The organism is Enterobacter sp. CFEC122, assembly GCF_052983755.1.
In genome coordinates, this window is sequence record NZ_JBRIQR010000009.1 from 66,677 (window position 1) to 84,741 (window position 18,065).

The window sequence follows — 18,065 nt, forward strand, 5'->3', positions numbered from 1 at the left end:
ATATGTCCCATAAAAAAACCCGCCGAAGCGGGTTTTTTTATTATTTGCTGGTATCCAGCTCATCGAAGCTCTTGACCAGATCGTCAATCGCTTTGATCTGTTTCAGGAACGGCTCCAGCTTATCCAGCGGCAGCGCAGATGGGCCGTCGCATTTTGCGTTATCCGGATCCGGGTGCGCTTCAATGAACAGGCCAGCCAGGCCGGTTGCCATACCGGCGCGCGCCAGTTCGGTCACCTGAGCACGACGGCCACCGGACGCAGCGCCAAACGGGTCGCGGCACTGCAGCGCGTGGGTCACGTCGAAAATCACCGGAGACTGATTAGAGACGTTTTTCATCACGCTGAAGCCCAGCATATCCACAACCAGATTGTCATAACCGAAGTTGGAACCACGGTCGCACAGGATGACTTTGTCGTTGCCACCTTCGATAAATTTATCGACGATGTTGCCCATCTGACCCGGGCTCACGAACTGTGGTTTTTTTACGTTGATCACGGCACCGGTTTTCGCCATCGCGGCAACCAGGTCGGTCTGGCGAGCCAGGAACGCCGGGAGCTGAATCACATCAACCACGTCTGCCACCGGCTGCGCCTGAGTGGCTTCATGCACGTCGGTGATCACTTTCACGCCAAAGGTCTGCTTCAGCTCCTGGAAAATCTTCATCCCTTCTTCCAGGCCCGGGCCACGGTAAGAGTTGATGGAGGAGCGGTTGGCTTTGTCAAAAGAGGCTTTAAACACGTACGGGATGCCCAGCTTCTGGGTCACGGTCACGTAGTGCTCGCAGATACGCATGGCGAGGTCGCGGGATTCCAGCACGTTCATGCCGCCAAACAGCACGAACGGCAGGTCGTTTGCTACCTTGATATCACCAATGCTAACCACTTTTTGTTTCATAGGATCGCCTTATTCAGGTGTGAATCGGAATTAAGATTAATGCAGTGTAATTTGCTTGTGCGAGATCGCGTTGATCTGCGCACGAATCATTTCGCTAATAGGATCTTCCGGACACTGCTCGACGAAATAGCTCAGATCGTTCAGCGCCACGTGCTCACAATCGAGCTGGGCATAGATCAACCCACGGTCGCGAATTTCGTACGGGTCTTCCGGATTAAACTGCAGCAGCACTTCGCTGGCGCGCAGGGCCAGCTCCATCTGACGCTCTTCCATTAACGCAGACTTCAGCGTATCCAGCAGCTTGCGGATCACTTCTGCGTTATCCGCCTCGTCGAGATCTTCGTTGAAGAGCTCAGCCACCGGGCTGATATTGCCTTTCAGCCACACGTCCAGCGTATGTTCATCCAGCGTATCGCCGTTGAAGGGATTAATGAGCCACATCTCACCGTCCAGCCACTCCGCACGCAGGATCATCTGCGTCGGAAAAATGACCGGCACCAGTGGAATATCCAGGCGATGCGCAACCCAAAGCAAAATAGAACCCAGCGCAACGGCGCTCCCCTGACGATTTTTTAAGACCTGGTCCAGCCATAATGCGTCAGACAGGCGATACACGCCCCGCGTGTCGCAGAAACCCCATTCGCCGTAGAAAAGCTCAAGCAGCTTCTCTAATTGCCAGTCCTGCGGGCGCGCCTGATTGATCTCTTCACGCGCCAGGCAGACCAGATTCTCCAGCTCATCGTAGACGTACTGCGACGTAAAATCGTCGCGGATCATCTCAGAAATCAGGATCATGCCATCGCAAAGCGGCACTTTATTAAATTCGAAATCGGCTAAGGACTTCATGACTTACCCCAGTAACGACCGAGCGTACAGCGACGCCCGGGCGAGATAAAACTCAAAACGATGTAGATGATAACGCCAAACCGCCTTTCAGTCAGCCTTACGCCTTTATCAGTACCTGCGCTCATAACCACTGCCCCAGCGTCAGGCGTTCGTTGCCGCCGTAGTCGCGGCAGGTTTTGACATCGGCGTAGCCCGCCTGGGTAAAGAGCGCCCGCACGGCTTCCCCCTGCGTCCAGCCATGCTCCACCAGCAGCCAGCCGCCGGAAAGCAAATGTTGTCGTGACGTTGTCACAATGTGATCAAGGTCGGCTAAACCCTCCCTGGCGGCGACCAGCGCCGTCAGCGGTTCGAAGCGCACATCCCCCTGCGCAAGGTGCGGGTCACGCTCGTCAATATAGGGCGGGTTACTGACAATCACTCCGAACGTCTGCTTCTCCAGCGCGCTGAACCAGCTGCTTTGCAGCACCGTCACGTTGGTCAGGCCAAGACGTTCCACGTTACGCTGCGCCAGCGCCACCGCGTCGGGCATCACATCCACCGCCGTGATCGCGCAGTCGGGCCGTTCGGTAGCGAGCGCCAGGGCGATGGCCCCGGTCCCCGTTCCGAGATCGAGAATGCAGCAGGACGATGCGGGTAAGCGCGCCAGCGCCTGTTCAACAAGACACTCGGTGTCGGGGCGCGGGATCAGCGTTGCCGCCGAGACGTAAAGCGGTAACGACCAGAACTCGCGCTCGCCGACCAGGTGCGCCACCGGCTCGCCGGTTTTACGGCGGGCAAGCAGCGCGGCGAGCCGGGCTTCCTGTTCAGCAGTCAGTTCGGTTTCGCCGAAGGCCAGCAGGTACGTGCGGGCTTTACCCGTCACATGCTCAAGCAAAATTTCGGCATCGCGTTTCGGGCTTTCGCTTTCGGAAAGCTCACCGGCAGCCTCACGTAACCAGCGCTGAAAATCCATTATTCCTGCTCGGACAGTGCCGCCAGCTGGTCGGCCTGGTATTCCTGCACGATAGGCTCAATCAGCATATCCAGCTTGCCTTCCATTACTTCGTCCAGACGGTACAGCGTCAGGTTGATGCGGTGGTCAGTCACGCGCCCCTGCGGGAAGTTGTAGGTGCGGTTACGGTCGCTGCGATCGCCGCTGCCCAGCAGATTACGACGCGTAGACGCTTCCGCCTGCTGGCGTTTCGCCATTTCGGCCGCGTGGATACGTGCGCCCAGCACGGAGAGCGCTTTGGCTTTGTTTTTGTGCTGGGAACGCTCGTCCTGACACTCCACCACGATGCCGGTCGGCAGGTGGGTAATACGGATGGCGGAGTCGGTGGTGTTAACGTGCTGACCACCCGCCCCGGAGGAGCGGAAGGTATCAATACGCAGGTCCGCCGGGTTGATGTCCGGCAGTTCAGCTTCCGGCAGCTCCGGCATCACCGCCACCGTACAGGCGGAGGTGTGGATTCGGCCCTGAGATTCGGTGGCCGGTACGCGCTGCACGCGATGACCGCCGGATTCAAACTTAAGACGGCCGTACACGCCGTCGCCGCTGATCTTGGCGATAACCTCTTTGTAGCCACCGTGTTCGCCTTCGTTGGCGCTCATGATCTCCACGCGCCAGCGACGCGATTCGGCGTAGCGGCTGTACATGCGGAACAGATCCCCGGCAAACAGCGCCGCTTCGTCCCCGCCGGTCCCGGCGCGGACTTCCACGAACGCGTTGCGCTCGTCGTCCGGATCTTTTGGCAGCAACAGCACCTGAAGCTGCTGCTCCATCTCCTCAGAACGCGCTTTCGCATCCTGCAACTCTTCCTGCGCCATCTCGCGCATTTCAGGATCGTCGAGCATCATCTGCGCGGTTTCGATATCGTCCTGAACCTGTCGCCAGTCGGTAAAGCATTTAGAAACATCACTTAACTGCGCGTATTCACGTGAAAGTGCGCGAAAACGTTCCTGGTCCGCAATGGTCCCGGCATCGCCGAGCAGCGCCTGGACTTCTTCATGGCGCTCGTGCAGAGCTTCCAGTTTAGCGACGATAGAAGGCTTCATAGGCGTAAGTGCACCTTGTCTTAGAAAATGGGTATAGGGCGCTATTCCAGCCCGAGGCTGTTGCGCAGAATAGTCAGGCGTTCATCATCCCCGTCACGGGCAGCCTGCTGAAGAGATTTGGTTGGGGCATGAATCAGGCGGTTAGTCAGTTTCCACGCCAGATCCTGCATAATCGCCTGCGCGTCGCCGCCCTGCTCCAGGGCCGCTAACGCTTTGGCAGTCAGGTCATCACGCACCTGCTCCGCCTGCCCGCGGTACTCGCGGATGGTCTCGCTGACGCTTTGCGCGCGCAGCCAGGCCATAAACTCACTGGTTTCCTGCTCGACAATGGTTTCCGCCTGCACCGCCGCCGCTTTACGCTGCGCGAGGTTGTGCGAAATGATGCTTTGCAGGTCATCTACGCTGTAAAGATAGGCGTTAGCCAGCTTGCCGACTTCTGGCTCAACGTCGCGCGGGACGGCGATATCCACCAGCAGCATCGGCTGATTACGGCGGGACTTCAGCGCACGCTCCACCATCCCTTTGCCGATAATCGGCAGCGGGCTGGCGGTCGAACTGATAATAATGTCCGCCTCCTTCAGGCGTTCATCGATGTCGCTCAGGGCAACCACCTCTGCCCCCACTTCATCCGCCAGCACCTGCGCACGTTCGCGGGTGCGGTTCGCGATAATCATCTTTTTCACTTTATGCTCGCGCAGATGGCGCGCCACAAGTTCGATGGTTTCGCCCGCGCCCACCAGCATCACGGTGACGGTGGAGAGGGATTCAAAGATTTGGCGTGCAAGGGTGCAGGCCGCGAAAGCAACAGAAACCGCACTGGCACCAATGTCGGTTTCGGTTCGCACACGCTTCGCCACGGAGAATGACTTCTGGAACATGCGCTCCAGCTCACTGGCCTTCAGATGCCCTTTTTGCGAATCCGCAAAGGCTTTTTTCACCTGACCCAGAATTTGCGGCTCGCCCAGAACCAGCGAATCCAGCCCGCTGGCCACGCGCATCAGATGGCTGACGGCATCGTTGTCCTGATGCCAGTACAGGCTGTTGCGCAGCTCGTCTTCATTGAGATTGTGGTAGTCGCATAGCCAGCGGATCAGCGCTTCGTGCAGGTTGTCCTGCTCTTCCACGCTTAAATAGAGCTCGGTACGGTTGCACGTCGAGAGCACCACGCCACCCTGCACCATCGGCTGTGCAAGCAGGCTATCCAGCGCCAGGTCGAGCGTATCTGGCGAAAACGTTACGCGTTCTCGCAGCGAAACCGGGGCCGTTTTGTGGTTGATACCGAGTGCTAATAGGGTCATGTTGAGCGGGAGTAGTACCAGCGTTAATAAGGTTAGCAGAACGCATCATACAGGATGCGCGAGATCAATAAAAGAGACAGCCCCCTTTCGGAGTAATAGGTTACACAACGCTTTGAGATAATTTGAACGTAGACGGTAGCCCCCTTCGACGCTAGCATTAACAGTTATAACTGCAACGTATCTCAAGGATTTGTCCTCATTATGACCCGACTGATTCGCCTGCTGCCCCTGGCGGCACTGGTTCTGACCGCGTGTACCGTCACCCAACCAAAAGGCCCGGGCAAAAGCCCTGATTCACCCCAGTGGCGTCAGCACCAGCAGGACGTCCGTAATTTGAGCCAGTACCAGACCCGCGGCGCCTTCGCCTACCTCTCTGATGAGCAAAAAGTGTACGCCCGTTTCTTCTGGCAGCAGACGGGGCAGGACAACTATCGCCTGCTGCTGCTGAACCCGCTGGGCAGCACCGAGCTGGAGCTTATCGCGAAACCGGGCGAAGCGCAGATCACCGATAACAAAGGCCAGCACTACACCGCAACCGATGCCGAAGAGATGATTGGCAAGCTGACCGGAATGCCTATCCCGCTCAACAGCCTGCGCCAGTGGATCCTTGGCCTGCCGGGTGACGCCACCGACTACACGCTTGACGATCAGTATCGTCTGAGCCAGGTGAACTACACCCAGAACGGCAAGACCTGGAAAGTGGTGTACAGCGACTATGACAGCAAGAGTAAACCGTCGCTGCCATCCAACATGGAACTGACCCAGGGCAGCCAGCGCATCAAGCTGAAAATGGACAACTGGATCGTTAAATGATGACCCACTGGCCCTCTCCGGCAAAACTGAATCTGTTTTTATACATTACCGGCCAGCGCGCTGACGGCTATCACACCCTGCAGACGCTGTTTCAGTTTATTGACTATGGCGACACAATTTCTATCGAACTGCGCCAGGACGGGCAGATTTGCCTCCTGACGCCGGTCGACGGCGTGGCGCATGAGGACAACCTGATTGTGCGCGCTGCGCGTCTGCTGATGAACGCCGCCGCGGAATCGGGGCGTCTGCCGGCGGGAAGCGGTGCGGACATCCGTATCGAGAAACGTCTGCCGATGGGCGGCGGCCTGGGCGGAGGCTCATCAAACGCCGCTACCGTGCTGGTTGCACTGAACCACCTTTGGGGCTGTGGGCTGTCGCAGGACGAACTGGCCGCCTTAGGCTTGAGGCTGGGTGCGGATGTCCCGGTGTTTGTGCGCGGTCATGCGGCCTTTGCTGAGGGCGTGGGCGAAATCCTCTCCCCGGTCAACCCGCCGGAAAAATGGTATCTGGTTGCTCACCCCGGCGTGAGCATTCCGACCCCGGTTATCTTTAAAGATCCTGACCTGAAAAGAAATACCCCGATTCGGTCAATAGAAACGTTATTAAATTGTGAATTCAGCAACGATTGCGAGGATATCGCAAGAAAACGTTTTCGCGAGGTTGATGCGGTGCTTTCCTGGCTGTTAGAATACGCGCCGTCGCGCCTGACTGGTACAGGGGCCTGTGTCTTTGCTGAATTTGACACCGAATCCGCCGCTCGTCAGGTGCTTGAGCAAGCGCCGGTTTGGCTGCATGGTTTTGTAGCGCGTGGGATGAACATTTCCCCCCTACAGCAGGCCATTCTGGCGCAGACTGAGTTTCGGTGACAACGTCACCCTGTTCCAGACGTTGCATCGCGCTCTTTAATACACCGCCTGGATAGCCTTTGCCTGGCCCGCACAGTTTACGGCGAACGCTATCCACCACTGGACGCATGCCTGAGGTTCTTCTCGTGCCTGATATGAAGCTTTTTGCTGGTAACGCCACCCCGGAACTAGCACAACGTATTGCCAACCGCCTGTACACTTCCCTCGGCGACGCCGCTGTAGGTCGCTTTAGCGACGGCGAAGTCAGCGTACAAATTAACGAAAATGTACGCGGTGGTGATATTTTCATCATCCAGTCCACCTGTGCTCCAACGAACGACAACCTGATGGAACTGGTTGTTATGGTCGACGCCCTGCGTCGCGCTTCCGCAGGCCGTATCACTGCTGTTATTCCTTACTTCGGCTATGCCCGCCAGGACCGTCGCGTCCGTTCCGCGCGTGTGCCAATTACCGCGAAAGTTGTCGCTGACTTCCTGTCCAGCGTTGGCGTTGACCGCGTACTGACCGTTGACCTGCACGCAGAGCAGATCCAGGGCTTCTTCGACGTCCCGGTTGATAACGTATTCGGCAGCCCAATCCTGCTGGAAGACATGCTGCAGCTGAACCTGGATAACCCCATCGTGGTTTCTCCGGACATCGGCGGCGTGGTACGTGCCCGTGCTATCGCTAAGCTGCTGAACGACACCGACATGGCGATCATCGACAAACGTCGTCCGCGCGCTAACGTTTCTCAGGTGATGCACATCATCGGTGACGTGGCTGGCCGCGACTGCGTGCTGGTTGACGACATGATCGATACCGGCGGTACGCTGTGTAAAGCGGCTGAAGCGCTGAAAGAGCGTGGTGCCAAGCGCGTATTCGCTTACGCGACCCACCCGATCTTCTCCGGCAATGCCGTAAACAACCTGCGCAACTCCGTCATTGACGAAGTTGTAGTATGCGATACCATCCCACTGAGCGACGAGATCAAGGCACTGCCAAACGTGCGTACCCTGACCCTGTCCGGGATGCTGGCCGAAGCGATTCGTCGTATCAGCAACGAAGAATCCATCTCTGCAATGTTCGAACACTAATCGAACACGGCCGAAAAACCCGCTGCGGCGGGTTTTTTTGTCTCTGGGTTTTATTTGTATGATTAATGCCTCCTTCACCTGCCATTCACATGACAGATGATGCGCATACGGATGATAGATAATTGTGAAAAACGTAACCTCCTCACATGTTCTGCCCTTTCGCGCCCTCATCGACGCCTGCTGGAAAGAGAAGTACACCTCCTCACGCTTTGTTCGTGACCTGATTGCCGGGATCACCGTCGGCATTATTGCCATCCCGCTGGCGATGGCGCTGGCGATTGGCAGCGGCGTTGCGCCGCAGTACGGCCTGTACACCTCGGCCGTGGCCGGGATCGTCATCGCTCTGACCGGCGGCTCACGCTTCAGCGTCTCCGGCCCGACCGCCGCCTTTGTGGTGATCCTCTACCCCGTTTCGCAGCAGTTTGGTCTGGCTGGCCTGCTGGTCGCCACCCTGATGTCCGGCGTCTTTTTGATTCTGTTTGGTCTGGCCCGCTTTGGGCGGCTGATTGAGTACATCCCCCTTTCCGTCACGCTGGGGTTCACCTCGGGGATTGGGATCACCATCGGAACCATGCAGATCAAGGATTTCCTCGGCCTGCAAATTCCCCATGTTCCGGAGCACTATTTACAGAAAGTGGGTGCGCTGTTTATGGCGCTTCCGACGGCCAACCTGGGCGACGCCGCCATCGGGATTGTGACGCTGGGCACGCTGATCGTCTGGCCTCGCCTGGGCATTCGACTGCCGGGCCATCTGCCCGCGCTGCTGTTGGGCTGCGCGGTGATGGCTGTCGTCAATATGTTCGGCGGCCATGTCGCCACTATCGGCTCGCAGTTCCACTATGTTCTGGCGGACGGTTCGCAGGGGAGCGGCATTCCGCAGCTGCTGCCGCAGCTGGTGCTGCCGTGGGATATGCCCGGATCCAGCTTTACCTTAAGCTGGGATTCCCTGCGCGCCCTGCTTCCCGCCGCGTTCTCGATGGCGATGCTGGGGGCGATTGAATCCCTGCTCTGCGCCGTCGTTCTGGACGGGATGACCGGCACCAAGCACAAAGCCAACAGCGAGCTGGTTGGTCAGGGGTTAGGGAACCTCATCGCACCGTTCTTTGGCGGTATTACCGCCACGGCAGCCATCGCCCGTTCTGCGGCAAACGTGCGCGCGGGGGCAACGTCACCCGTTTCGGCAGTTATCCACTCCCTGCTGGTGATCCTCGCCCTGCTGATCCTCGCCCCGCTGCTCTCCTGGCTACCGCTTTCCGCCATGGCCGCCCTGCTGCTGATGGTGGCCTGGAACATGAGTGAGGCGCACAAGGTGGTAAACCTGCTGCGTCGGGCACCGAAAGACGACATCATCGTGATGCTGATCTGCATGTCGCTGACCGTGCTGTTCGATATGGTTATCGCCATCAGCGTCGGGATCGTGCTGGCTTCCCTGCTGTTTATGCGCCGTATTGCGCAAATGACGCGCCTCTCCCCGGTTAACGTGGAGGTGCCTGACGATGTGCTGGTTCTGCGCGTGATTGGCCCGCTGTTCTTCGCCGCGGCGGAAGGTCTGTTCAGCGATCTGGAGTCTCGCATCGCGGGCAAACGGGTTGTGGTGCTAAAATGGGATGCCGTACCGGTGCTGGATGCGGGCGGCCTGGACGCCTTCCAGCGCTTTGTGAAACGTCTGCCTGAAGGCTGTGAGCTGCGGGTGAGTAACCTCGAATTCCAGCCCCTGCGCACCATGGCGCGTGCAGGCGTGCAGCCGATCCCTGGCCGCCTTGCTTTTTATCCTAACCGTGAAGCCGCGTTAGCGGATCTGTGAGCCGCCTGATGCAGAGAAACGTCTCTGCATCATCACCCCGATCGCCTGCTGGAGCCACCCAAGCACGGCAGGCGTCATCCAGGTTCCCTTCATCAGATGCGGCTCCTGCTGCATGGCCGTACGAAACTTTTGCTGGGTCTCCGGGTTGGTGCCCGCGTACGACTGGAACAGCGCCAGCCAGTTTTCGGCAAGCTTTTGGGCATCGTCAGAGGCGGGGTCGAGATTTTCCCGCTGCGCCTGATGCAGCTTCGCCACCAGCGGCGGCCACTCCATCATGCGATCAAAGTAGTGCTTCCGCGTAAAGGCCATCTCTTCGGGAGTAAGGTACTTCTCCCATATGCTGAGCTTGGATTCCGCAAACGCGCGCGTAATGTAATCCGTCATCTCCGGCGTGATGCCGGTTTGCGCCTGCATCTGTGGCTCTACGCTGTGCATCTCGTTCAGCCGGGTAAGAAACTCCGGTTTGCCCGCCGTGTCCTGCTCCAGGCGCTCCATCCAGCGCGTCGCCAGGTCCTTCGCCCTCTCGTCCGTAACGGGTATATGGTGCTCCAGCAGCGCGTTGGCCTCTGCCACCAGCCCTGACCAGATAGCCGACAGCGCGTCCTTCTGCACCGCAAACGGCAGCTGCTGTAACTCTTCTTTGCTAAACCAGCGATCGTACATATTCATTAACTCCAGAGTCTGTAGCCAGGATTCCAGGTCCGGCGTCGCATCGTCGAGAAGCCCGGTACGCAGTTCGACCAGCCGGTCGCGCAGCGTATGTATGCTGCGCAGCTGTTTATCCAGCAACGTGATTTGCGCATCGAGTAACTCGGTTAACGACAGCGACTCCTGTTCCAGGAAATCCCTGATTTCAGCAAGTTCCAGCCCCGCTTTTGCCAGCGCCTGGATCATGTGCAGACGCTGGACATCCGCCAGGTTGTAAAGCCGGTAACCTGCCGCGCTTCTGGCAGAAGGCAGCAACACTCCTGTTTGCTCATAGTGATGCAATGTGCGTACGGTGATACCGGCCCGTTTCGCCAGTTCACCCACCTGAATCAACATAACTGCTCCTTTTCTTTGCCAGTGCCGCCACTCTGGCGCCTTACGTTACGTGAGGGTCAACCCTCGATGCAAAAAAAAAACGACTCCCAGGGAGTCGTTTCGGTATTCTTTCGTCATGGCACTAGCTGTGCTTATGCTGATCTCGACGGCAGCGTTTATCGTAGTGGCGCACCCACCAGTATTTATCGCAGACTTCCTCATGTCCGCTCACGCGCGCCCCGGCGAGCCACAATACCGCACCGAGGAAGATGCTCAGTACCGCGCCATGCGCGAAGTATTGCGGAAGATCAAGCTGTGGCAGCTGGTTTAATATGGAATAACCTACGCCGACGACCATCACAAACAGCCCCAAACCCATCAGCACGTTACCGAGTAGCGAAGCGTTTTTGCGTTTCATGTGTCACCTCCGGAACTTTGGGTTGTCAGGGGAAAAGCCCCTAATCCTTGTGTGTAAAGTATAGACAACGCTCCTTTTATGAGTTGCGTGAATGATCACAATTACAGATAACGCCCAGACAAAAGTTTACAAATAACACGTTGAACAGCTTGAAATTCTAATTGTTCAGGTAAGTAATTATTCGTATTTCGCTGCGACGATCGCAGAATTTTGTCAAGCGGCGCGCCAGACAGTAAACTACGCGCCAGATCTGGAACCCATTAGGAATTGAATCGTGACGATTAAACTAATTGTCGGCCTCGCCAACCCGGGCGCAGAATATGCGGCTACCCGCCACAATGCCGGGGCATGGTACGTCGATCTGCTGGCCGAGCGGTTACGTGCTCCCCTGCGTGAAGAACCTAAATTCTTCGGGTATACCTCACGTATCAACCTTGCTGGCGCGGATGTTCGCCTGCTGGTCCCCACCACGTTTATGAATCTGAGTGGTAAAGCCGTGGCGGCGATGGCAACGTTTTATCGCATCAATCCGGATGAAATTCTGGTCGCCCACGATGAGCTGGATCTTCCCCCTGGCGTGGCAAAATTCAAGCTGGGCGGCGGGCACGGCGGCCACAACGGTCTTAAAGACATCATCAGCAAGCTGGGCAATAACCCGAATTTCCACCGTTTGCGCGTGGGAATCGGCCATCCGGGCGATAAAAACAAAGTTGTCGGTTTCGTGCTCGGTAAGCCACCGGTTTCTGAGCAGAAACTGATTGACGAGGCGGTAGACGAAGCGGCGCGCTGCACGGAAATCTGGCTGCAAGACGGCTTAACCAAAGCGACAAACCGCTTACACGCTTTCAAAGCGCAATAATCCGCCCGATACGGCTTTTTTACCGCGCGTCATGCGGGTTACGTGTATAATAGGCGTAGTTATTTACTTTTCATCAATCGGTTATCGTTAACGGATTGATTATCAAGATATTAAGGTGATTTAGAAATGGGATTCAAATGCGGTATCGTCGGTCTGCCAAACGTGGGCAAATCCACCCTGTTTAACGCGCTTACCAAAGCGGGTATCGAAGCGGCGAACTTCCCGTTCTGTACCATCGAACCGAACACCGGCGTGGTGCCAATGCCTGATCCGCGTCTGGACCAGCTCGCGGAAATCGTGAAGCCGCAGCGCATTCTGCCAACCACCATGGAATTCGTGGACATCGCGGGCCTGGTGAAAGGCGCATCCAAAGGCGAAGGTCTGGGTAACCAGTTCCTGACCAACATTCGTGAAACCGAAGCGATCGGCCACGTAGTGCGCTGCTTCGAGAACGACAACATCATCCACGTTAACAACAAAGTGGATCCGGCTGACGACATCGACGTCATCAACACCGAGCTGGCGCTCTCTGACCTCGACACCTGCGAACGTGCAATTCACCGCGTGCAGAAGAAAGCAAAAGGCGGCGACAAGGACGCGAAAGCGGAACTGGCTGCGCTGGAAAAATGTCTGCCACAGCTGGAAAACGCCGGCATGCTGCGCGCGCTGAAAAACCTGACTGACGAAGACAAAGCGGCGATCAAATACCTGAGCTTCCTGACCCTGAAGCCAACCATGTACATCGCCAACGTTAACGAAGACGGTTTCGAGAACAACCCGTACCTCGACAAAGTGCGTGAAATCGCTGCGGCGGAAGGTTCTGTGGTTGTTGCCGTGTGCGCGGCCGTTGAATCTGATATCGCCGAGCTGGACGATGCCGACCGTGAAGAGTTCATGGCCGAGCTGGGTCTGGAAGAGCCGGGCCTGAACCGCGTAATTCGTGCAGGTTATGAGCTGCTGAACCTGCAGACCTACTTCACCGCTGGCGTGAAAGAAGTGCGTGCATGGACCATCCCTGTAGGTGCAACTGCGCCTCAGGCGGCCGGTAAAATCCACACCGACTTCGAGAAAGGCTTTATTCGTGCGCAGACTATCGCGTTTGAAGACTTCATCACCTACAAGGGTGAGCAAGGCGCGAAAGAAGCAGGCAAGATGCGTGCGGAAGGGAAAGATTACATCGTTAAAGATGGCGATGTGATGAACTTCCTGTTTAACGTCTGATTTGTTTTGAATGAAAAAAATCCACGCCTTGGCGTGGATTTTCATTCAGAGATAAACTCCCTCTTCTAATGAATTTTCAGTAAACACTGCTTTTGTAAAGGAAATTAGAACATCTGAACCTTGTTTTTTATATTTAACCTCGTAACTACCAGGTTCTAAAGTAATAAACTCGCCTGAAATAGCATCTGAATCATCTGGTTCCAGATCTCCGCCAGTGACATCCTCTCCCGCCCCTATGAAAACCTTTCCAGTAGGTACGTTTAAAAATAAAGAACCGGTATATTCACCAATGTCATTTTTAATATCAATTTTATAAGTACCATCATCACCAAGATTGAGAAATAATACATTCCCTTTATTTATTTCTTCAATTTCATCTTCTGGAAGACTCCACCAATCTGCATCATCATTAATCCTATGCTTTAATGACATCAAATCATAAATTACTAATGTTGCAGTATCCGTCTGTATATTAATGGATTTATTCATTTTACCCTCTACTGAAATATTATTTCACTGATGGCATCTCCGGGCTGAAGCCCCGCCTTTCTGCCTGCATTTTTCAAAGAACTACCGACACTTTTATTAATGGTTTCATTCAGCATTTGTAATCTTTGTGTAGGCGAACCTCCAACAATTAAATCAACAGGATGATCAGCGTTTAACTTACTTAGATCAGGTGCTGAGCCAAACATTTTTTCAAAGCGCGCAGAAACAGCCTGCCTGTAAGAACTTTGCAAAGATGAAATCCTAACCTCATGGGTGCCCGGAGACCAAACTAACTCTCCTCGTTGAGCCGCTCGGTTTAAGGCATTCATTTTTTTCATAAACTGTCTTTCAAGGAATTTTCTCTCAGTTGAAGACAGCTTTGTGCTGCTTAAAATCTTCGGTTTATTGACAGTTAAGCGGGTACCTCCAGAACACCTACTCAACCCCCACGGATCGATCCACCCCAGCGCATTCGGCGCATACTGGTAAAGATTTATCCCCCCCGCCAGCCCTATCGGATCCTGCTGCGTAAACCTTCCGCAGTCCGGGTCATAATAACGGAACAGATTGTAGTGCAGCCCTGTCTCACGGTCCAGGTATTGCCCCTGCATGCGCAGGTTCTGAGAATATCCTGATACCTGCGTCTCGCTTTCCCGCAGCAGCTTGCCCCAGGCGCTGTTGACCCCTTCCCAGCGCACCTGCCCTTCGATATCCGTCATCCGCTCCGGCGTGCCGTTCGGCTGGCAGTGGAACCAGAAGATCTCCGGGGCATCAACACCGTCAATACGCGCCAGCGGATCGTAGCTGTCCTGATCGCTGTAGACGTAGGTGAGCGGCACATCCCCGTGCACCTCCTGCAGCAGGCGGAACCCTTCCCAGACAAACCGGGTGGTGACCGGCTTGCCGGTTGGCTGTCCGCCCAGCATCTGGCGTCGCGTTTTGCTGATGCGGCGACCGAGCGGATCGTAGCGGAAGCTGACCTGCGTCTGCGGCCTGTTGCGGTCCCTTGGCTGGCTGATGACCTCTGTCAGGCGATGCTCGCCGTCATAGCGGTAGTGCCAGCGGGTCTGGCCGTTATCCTTCTCCACGGTACGGCCGTGGATGTCATAGCGCCAGCGAATGCCGTTCAGCTGCGTCAGGCGGTTGTGCGTGACCTTCTCAGCAGAGCCTTCAAGCGGGTTACCGGCAGCATCCCAGCGCCACTGCTCCTGGCCAGGCAGCGTGCCGTCCTGAACGAGCAGGCGCCCGGCGCTGTCGTACTGCCAGCGGTACCAGCTGAACGGGTTATCGTCCCGCTCTTCGCGCACCAGGTTATTGAGGTAGTCGTAATCCCAGCGGCGGGACCAGCGGCGCGGCGACGGGCGCTGCGCATTGCCGGTAAAGACGTCCCGGCGATGCAGGCGCCCAAGACGATCGTACTCGCTGCGGGTGGTCAGCAGCCCCTGGGTGCGGCTGGTCTCCCGGTGGAGTTCGTCGCGGGTAAAGTCGGAGACCGACAGCTTATCGAGCGCAATGCTGAGCAGATGCCCGCTGCCGTAGTAGAACTGCTTAAGCTCGCGGCCATCGGGCAGCGTGACGGAGGTGCGGTTGCCCAGCGGGTCATACTCCCACGCCAGCTCACCGTGCTCGCCAGCTTCGCGCGTCACGCGACCAAGCGCGTCATACTCAAAGGCAAGTTCCTGCTCTGCCTCGGTGGTCCACGCGTCGGCTGAAAGCGCAGGATGCAGACCAATCCGGCTTAATAGCCCGGACGGCGTGTAATGGTAGCGGGTCTGCCCTTCCGGCGTGGTGCGGGCGATCAGCTGGCCGCTCGCGCTCCAGGCGAAGGCGTGGGTGATAGCCTCCGGATGACCGGCGGCAAAGGTGCGCGCAATCGTGCGCCCGCAGGCATCATAGCGATACTGCGAGGCCACGCCATCAAGCCCCACCTCTTCCAGCAGCAGCGAGTCTGGCCCCCAGCGGAACTGATACGCTTCGCCGTTCTCGTTTTCCAGGGCAATCAGACGCCCGCGGCTGTCCCAGCTGCGGCGCACCTCTTCACCCTGCGTATTTCGGGTGGCGGTTAAGCGCCCCGCCTCGTCGTATCTGAACTCGCTCTCTTTCCCGTCGGCGCCCGCATGCTTCACCGGCAGGCCACGTTCGTTCCATTTGAGCGACTCCGTCCAGCCTTCCGGGCGGTCGAGCTGCACCGGACGCCCTGCGGCGTCGTAGCGGTAGCGCGTCTCTTCACCGTCGGCGCCAGTCTCAACCACCAGCCAGCCCAGCGGGTGATAGCGATAGCGGGTAATACGCCCGGAACAGTCCGTCGAACGGACAATCTGCCCGGCCTCGTTGTACTCCTGGTAGCGGCTGTTGCCAGCGGCATCGACCTCTTCCACGACCTGGCCGAACGCGTCCCGGCGCAGCTGCGTCGTCTGCCCCATCGGGTTCACCACGCGCTTGAGCCCGTGATGTTCGTCGTACCAGAACCGGGTGGCGCTGCCGTCGGCTTCGATAATGGCCGCGGGAAGCGCGCGGTGCTCCAGCCAGGTGGTGGTGCGGGTATTGCCGTCGGCATCGGTCTCCTGCACCCGGTTGCCCATCTCGTCGTAGACGAAGGTGACGGCGTTGCCGAGCGGATCGATGCGACGCGTGAGAAGCTCGTTATCATCCCACTCGTAGCGCCAGTTTTCACCGCGCTCGTCTACGTAGCGGACAATCAGATTCTGCGCGTTCCAGTAGTGGCGGCGCGTCTGACCGTCGTAGTGTTCGACGGTCGTCAGCCCGGCGGCTAAATCATAGCTAAAGCGGCAGCCGTCGCCGGTGCTGGTGCGGTTTTCCACCACGCGCCAGTGGTCGAATTTTTGCCAGCGGTATTCGCTCTCCAGCCCGCCCGGCATCCGGTGCCAGACCATCAGGCCGTGGTCGTTGTAACGGTATTCACGCGTCACCACGCCGGAGGCATCCGTCGCGCTCGCCAGCTGGCCGCGCGCGTCGTAGCCCCACTGCATCAGCGGCCAGGTCTGGTTGCCGTCGAAATGGCTGGCTGCGGTAACGCGCAGCGGGAAGCGCTCATCTTCATAGCGCAGGGTGACGTCGATGGCCCGCGGCTCATCATGGATACCAATCAGCCTGCCGTGCTCGTCCCACGCCGTCAGCAGCGCGTTGCCGTATTCATCGCTAAGGGAGGCCAGACGCAGGATAGAAGGATTCATGCGGGTCGGTTTGTACAGACGCCACACCGCGCCGTCATCGTCGGCAATCGCCACGTCGCCGCTCTCATTGCGGCGGATAATGATGCCTTCGCTGATGCTGTAAAACGCGCGGTCGACAGGCGGCAGTTCAAAGCTCAGCTCGCGCCCGGTTTCATCGAACCAGGTCGCATTGTTATCTTCCAGCGAGAGATAGCTGTCAAAGGTCGTTGCCCAGCCCAGACCAAACAGCCCTTCGCGGGTGGTCAGGCTGTTGTAGCTGCGCTGCCAGCGAAGCGGGAAGCGCCCCGGCAGCGAGAAGTCGAGCTCATCGTCGTCGTTCAGCACCTTCACGCCAGTGGCGGCGTGGACCGGATGCGAGGAGCCAAACACGGCGTTGACCGCCATATCCGCCAGCATCCCGCCGCCGGCCGAGGCCAGCGCGCAGGGCATGTTTTTCAGGATCTTGCCCGGACGCCCGCGCAGCAGGGAGAGCGCAATCATCCCCAGCGCCAGACCCGGCGTTTTACCGCTTTTGATATCGCGGACCGTAAGCGTGTCCCCGCCGATGATCACGTTCGGGGAGACGTCGTCGGAAACGGTGCCTTCGCAGGTGGTGCGATCTTTCGCACGCACCGCGGGCTGCCCGTTGATAAAGACGCTTTTGGAGCCTTCCGCCAGATACTGCGGCCCGGAGTGTTTTTCACACGCCACCTTATCTTCTTCCAGCGGCGAGGTTCCCGCGGCGGCTGAGGCCACGCTCGGCTGCCACATTTCGCTGCCAAACTGTCCGGCGGCGGAAAGCAGCATGCCCGCGTAATCGGCAAAGCTGCCCGGCGACTGCGGCTCAGGGGACGGGGTATCGGCGGGCGTGAGCGTGCCTGCCGCGCGTGCGGCGGGGATTGCGTTGGTCAGAACGTTATTTGAACCGGTGGTGATTTTACCCGCAGGTGACGGCGGGAAAAGCGCATTGCCTAATCCTTCCGCGGCGTTGCTGATATCGTCGGTAATACCCGCCACGTTCGCCAACACGCCACCGATAATCCCGCTTAACAAACAGCTGGATCCAATTGCCGCCACGCCTGCGGCGGCAGCACCCGCACCGAGTAGAGGCGCGGCAGCCGTTGCCGCCAGCCCCACTGCCGCACCGATCACCGCATAGGCGGCACCTTCCGCCACAATGCTGGTGATATCAGCAAAAATGCTGGAGTGAATAATCTCGTCGCCCTTACGGGCCGCGTTGTTATCGCTCATGC

Annotated in this window: 15 protein-coding genes; 6 read left to right on the forward strand and 9 right to left on the reverse strand. The window is 57.7% G+C overall.

Annotated elements, in window-relative coordinates:
• Positions 1–40: 40 nt before the first annotated feature.
• The 5 genes from kdsA to hemA all read right to left on the reverse strand — a co-directional run bounded on the left by kdsA (position 41) and on the right by hemA (position 5,073).
• Positions 41–895 carry a 3-deoxy-8-phosphooctulonate synthase gene (gene kdsA, locus ACVCAM_RS08440; RefSeq protein WP_025913098.1) on the reverse strand — a complete coding sequence of 285 codons (855 nt, stop codon included), beginning with the start codon at positions 893–895 and terminating at the stop codon, positions 41–43.
• A gap of 36 nt (positions 896–931) precedes the next feature.
• On the reverse strand, positions 932–1,741 hold the full coding sequence (sirB1, locus tag ACVCAM_RS08445) for an invasion regulator SirB1 (RefSeq protein ID WP_023292212.1): 810 nt from the start codon (positions 1,739–1,741) through the stop codon (positions 932–934).
• Positions 1,742–1,862: 121 nt separating this feature from the next.
• Positions 1,863–2,693 carry a peptide chain release factor N(5)-glutamine methyltransferase gene (gene prmC, locus ACVCAM_RS08450; RefSeq protein ID WP_025913099.1) on the reverse strand — a complete coding sequence of 277 codons (831 nt, stop codon included), beginning with the start codon at positions 2,691–2,693 and terminating at the stop codon, positions 1,863–1,865.
• Entirely contained in the window at positions 2,693–3,775 is a 1,083-nt protein-coding gene (gene prfA, locus ACVCAM_RS08455) for a peptide chain release factor 1 (protein WP_008499513.1), read from the reverse strand. Before prfA ends, prmC begins: the two co-directional genes overlap by 1 nt.
• A 41-nt stretch (positions 3,776–3,816) precedes the next feature.
• Positions 3,817–5,073, reverse strand: a complete 1,257-nt coding sequence (hemA, locus tag ACVCAM_RS08460; RefSeq protein ID WP_008499512.1) for a glutamyl-tRNA reductase — start codon at positions 5,071–5,073, stop codon at positions 3,817–3,819.
• A 201-nt stretch (positions 5,074–5,274) separates the two neighbouring features.
• Between hemA and lolB the strand changes: the two genes are divergently transcribed.
• The 4 genes from lolB to dauA all read left to right on the forward strand — a co-directional run bounded on the left by lolB (position 5,275) and on the right by dauA (position 9,629).
• Positions 5,275–5,886: a lipoprotein insertase outer membrane protein LolB gene (gene lolB / locus ACVCAM_RS08465; protein ID WP_008499511.1), complete on the forward strand. Its 612-nt coding sequence runs from the start codon at positions 5,275–5,277 to the stop codon at positions 5,884–5,886.
• Complete coding sequence (gene ispE, locus ACVCAM_RS08470; protein WP_008499510.1) at positions 5,883–6,752, forward strand: 4-(cytidine 5'-diphospho)-2-C-methyl-D-erythritol kinase; 870 nt, start codon at positions 5,883–5,885, stop codon at positions 6,750–6,752. Before lolB ends, ispE begins: the two co-directional genes overlap by 4 nt.
• Before the next feature lie 125 nt (positions 6,753–6,877).
• Entirely contained in the window at positions 6,878–7,825 is a 948-nt protein-coding gene (prs, locus tag ACVCAM_RS08475; RefSeq protein WP_003856663.1) for a ribose-phosphate diphosphokinase, read from the forward strand.
• A gap of 124 nt (positions 7,826–7,949) precedes the next feature.
• Entirely contained in the window at positions 7,950–9,629 is a 1,680-nt protein-coding gene (gene dauA / locus ACVCAM_RS08480) for a C4-dicarboxylic acid transporter DauA (protein ID WP_447093568.1), read from the forward strand.
• On the opposite strand, the gene ACVCAM_RS08485 is transcribed toward dauA, so the two are convergent.
• On the reverse strand, positions 9,615–10,673 hold the full coding sequence (locus tag ACVCAM_RS08485) for a MerR family transcriptional regulator (RefSeq protein WP_025913104.1): 1,059 nt from the start codon (positions 10,671–10,673) through the stop codon (positions 9,615–9,617). The genes dauA and ACVCAM_RS08485 overlap by 15 nt on opposite strands.
• A 121-nt stretch (positions 10,674–10,794) precedes the next feature.
• Entirely contained in the window at positions 10,795–11,070 is a 276-nt protein-coding gene (gene ychH, locus ACVCAM_RS08490; RefSeq protein WP_008499505.1) for a stress-induced protein YchH, read from the reverse strand.
• Positions 11,071–11,344: 274 nt separating this feature from the next.
• Between ychH and pth the strand changes: the two genes are divergently transcribed.
• On the forward strand, positions 11,345–11,929 hold the full coding sequence (gene pth, locus ACVCAM_RS08495) for an aminoacyl-tRNA hydrolase (protein ID WP_008499504.1): 585 nt from the start codon (positions 11,345–11,347) through the stop codon (positions 11,927–11,929).
• A 126-nt stretch (positions 11,930–12,055) separates the two neighbouring features.
• The gene (ychF, locus tag ACVCAM_RS08500; RefSeq protein WP_003856650.1) at positions 12,056–13,150 is read left to right on the forward strand and encodes a redox-regulated ATPase YchF; all 1,095 of its coding nucleotides are present in this window, start codon (positions 12,056–12,058) and stop codon (positions 13,148–13,150) included.
• 45 nt (positions 13,151–13,195) lie between these two features.
• Here the strand turns inward: ychF and ACVCAM_RS08505 are convergent, their stop codons facing one another.
• Both ACVCAM_RS08505 and ACVCAM_RS08510 read right to left on the reverse strand, forming a co-directional pair.
• On the reverse strand, positions 13,196–13,639 hold the full coding sequence (locus tag ACVCAM_RS08505) for a DUF6386 family protein (RefSeq protein ID WP_025913106.1): 444 nt from the start codon (positions 13,637–13,639) through the stop codon (positions 13,196–13,198).
• Between the two features lie 8 nt (positions 13,640–13,647).
• Positions 13,648–18,063 carry an RHS repeat-associated core domain-containing protein gene (locus tag ACVCAM_RS08510; RefSeq protein ID WP_407223446.1) on the reverse strand — a complete coding sequence of 1,472 codons (4,416 nt, stop codon included), beginning with the start codon at positions 18,061–18,063 and terminating at the stop codon, positions 13,648–13,650.
• Positions 18,064–18,065: the final 2 nt, after the last annotated feature.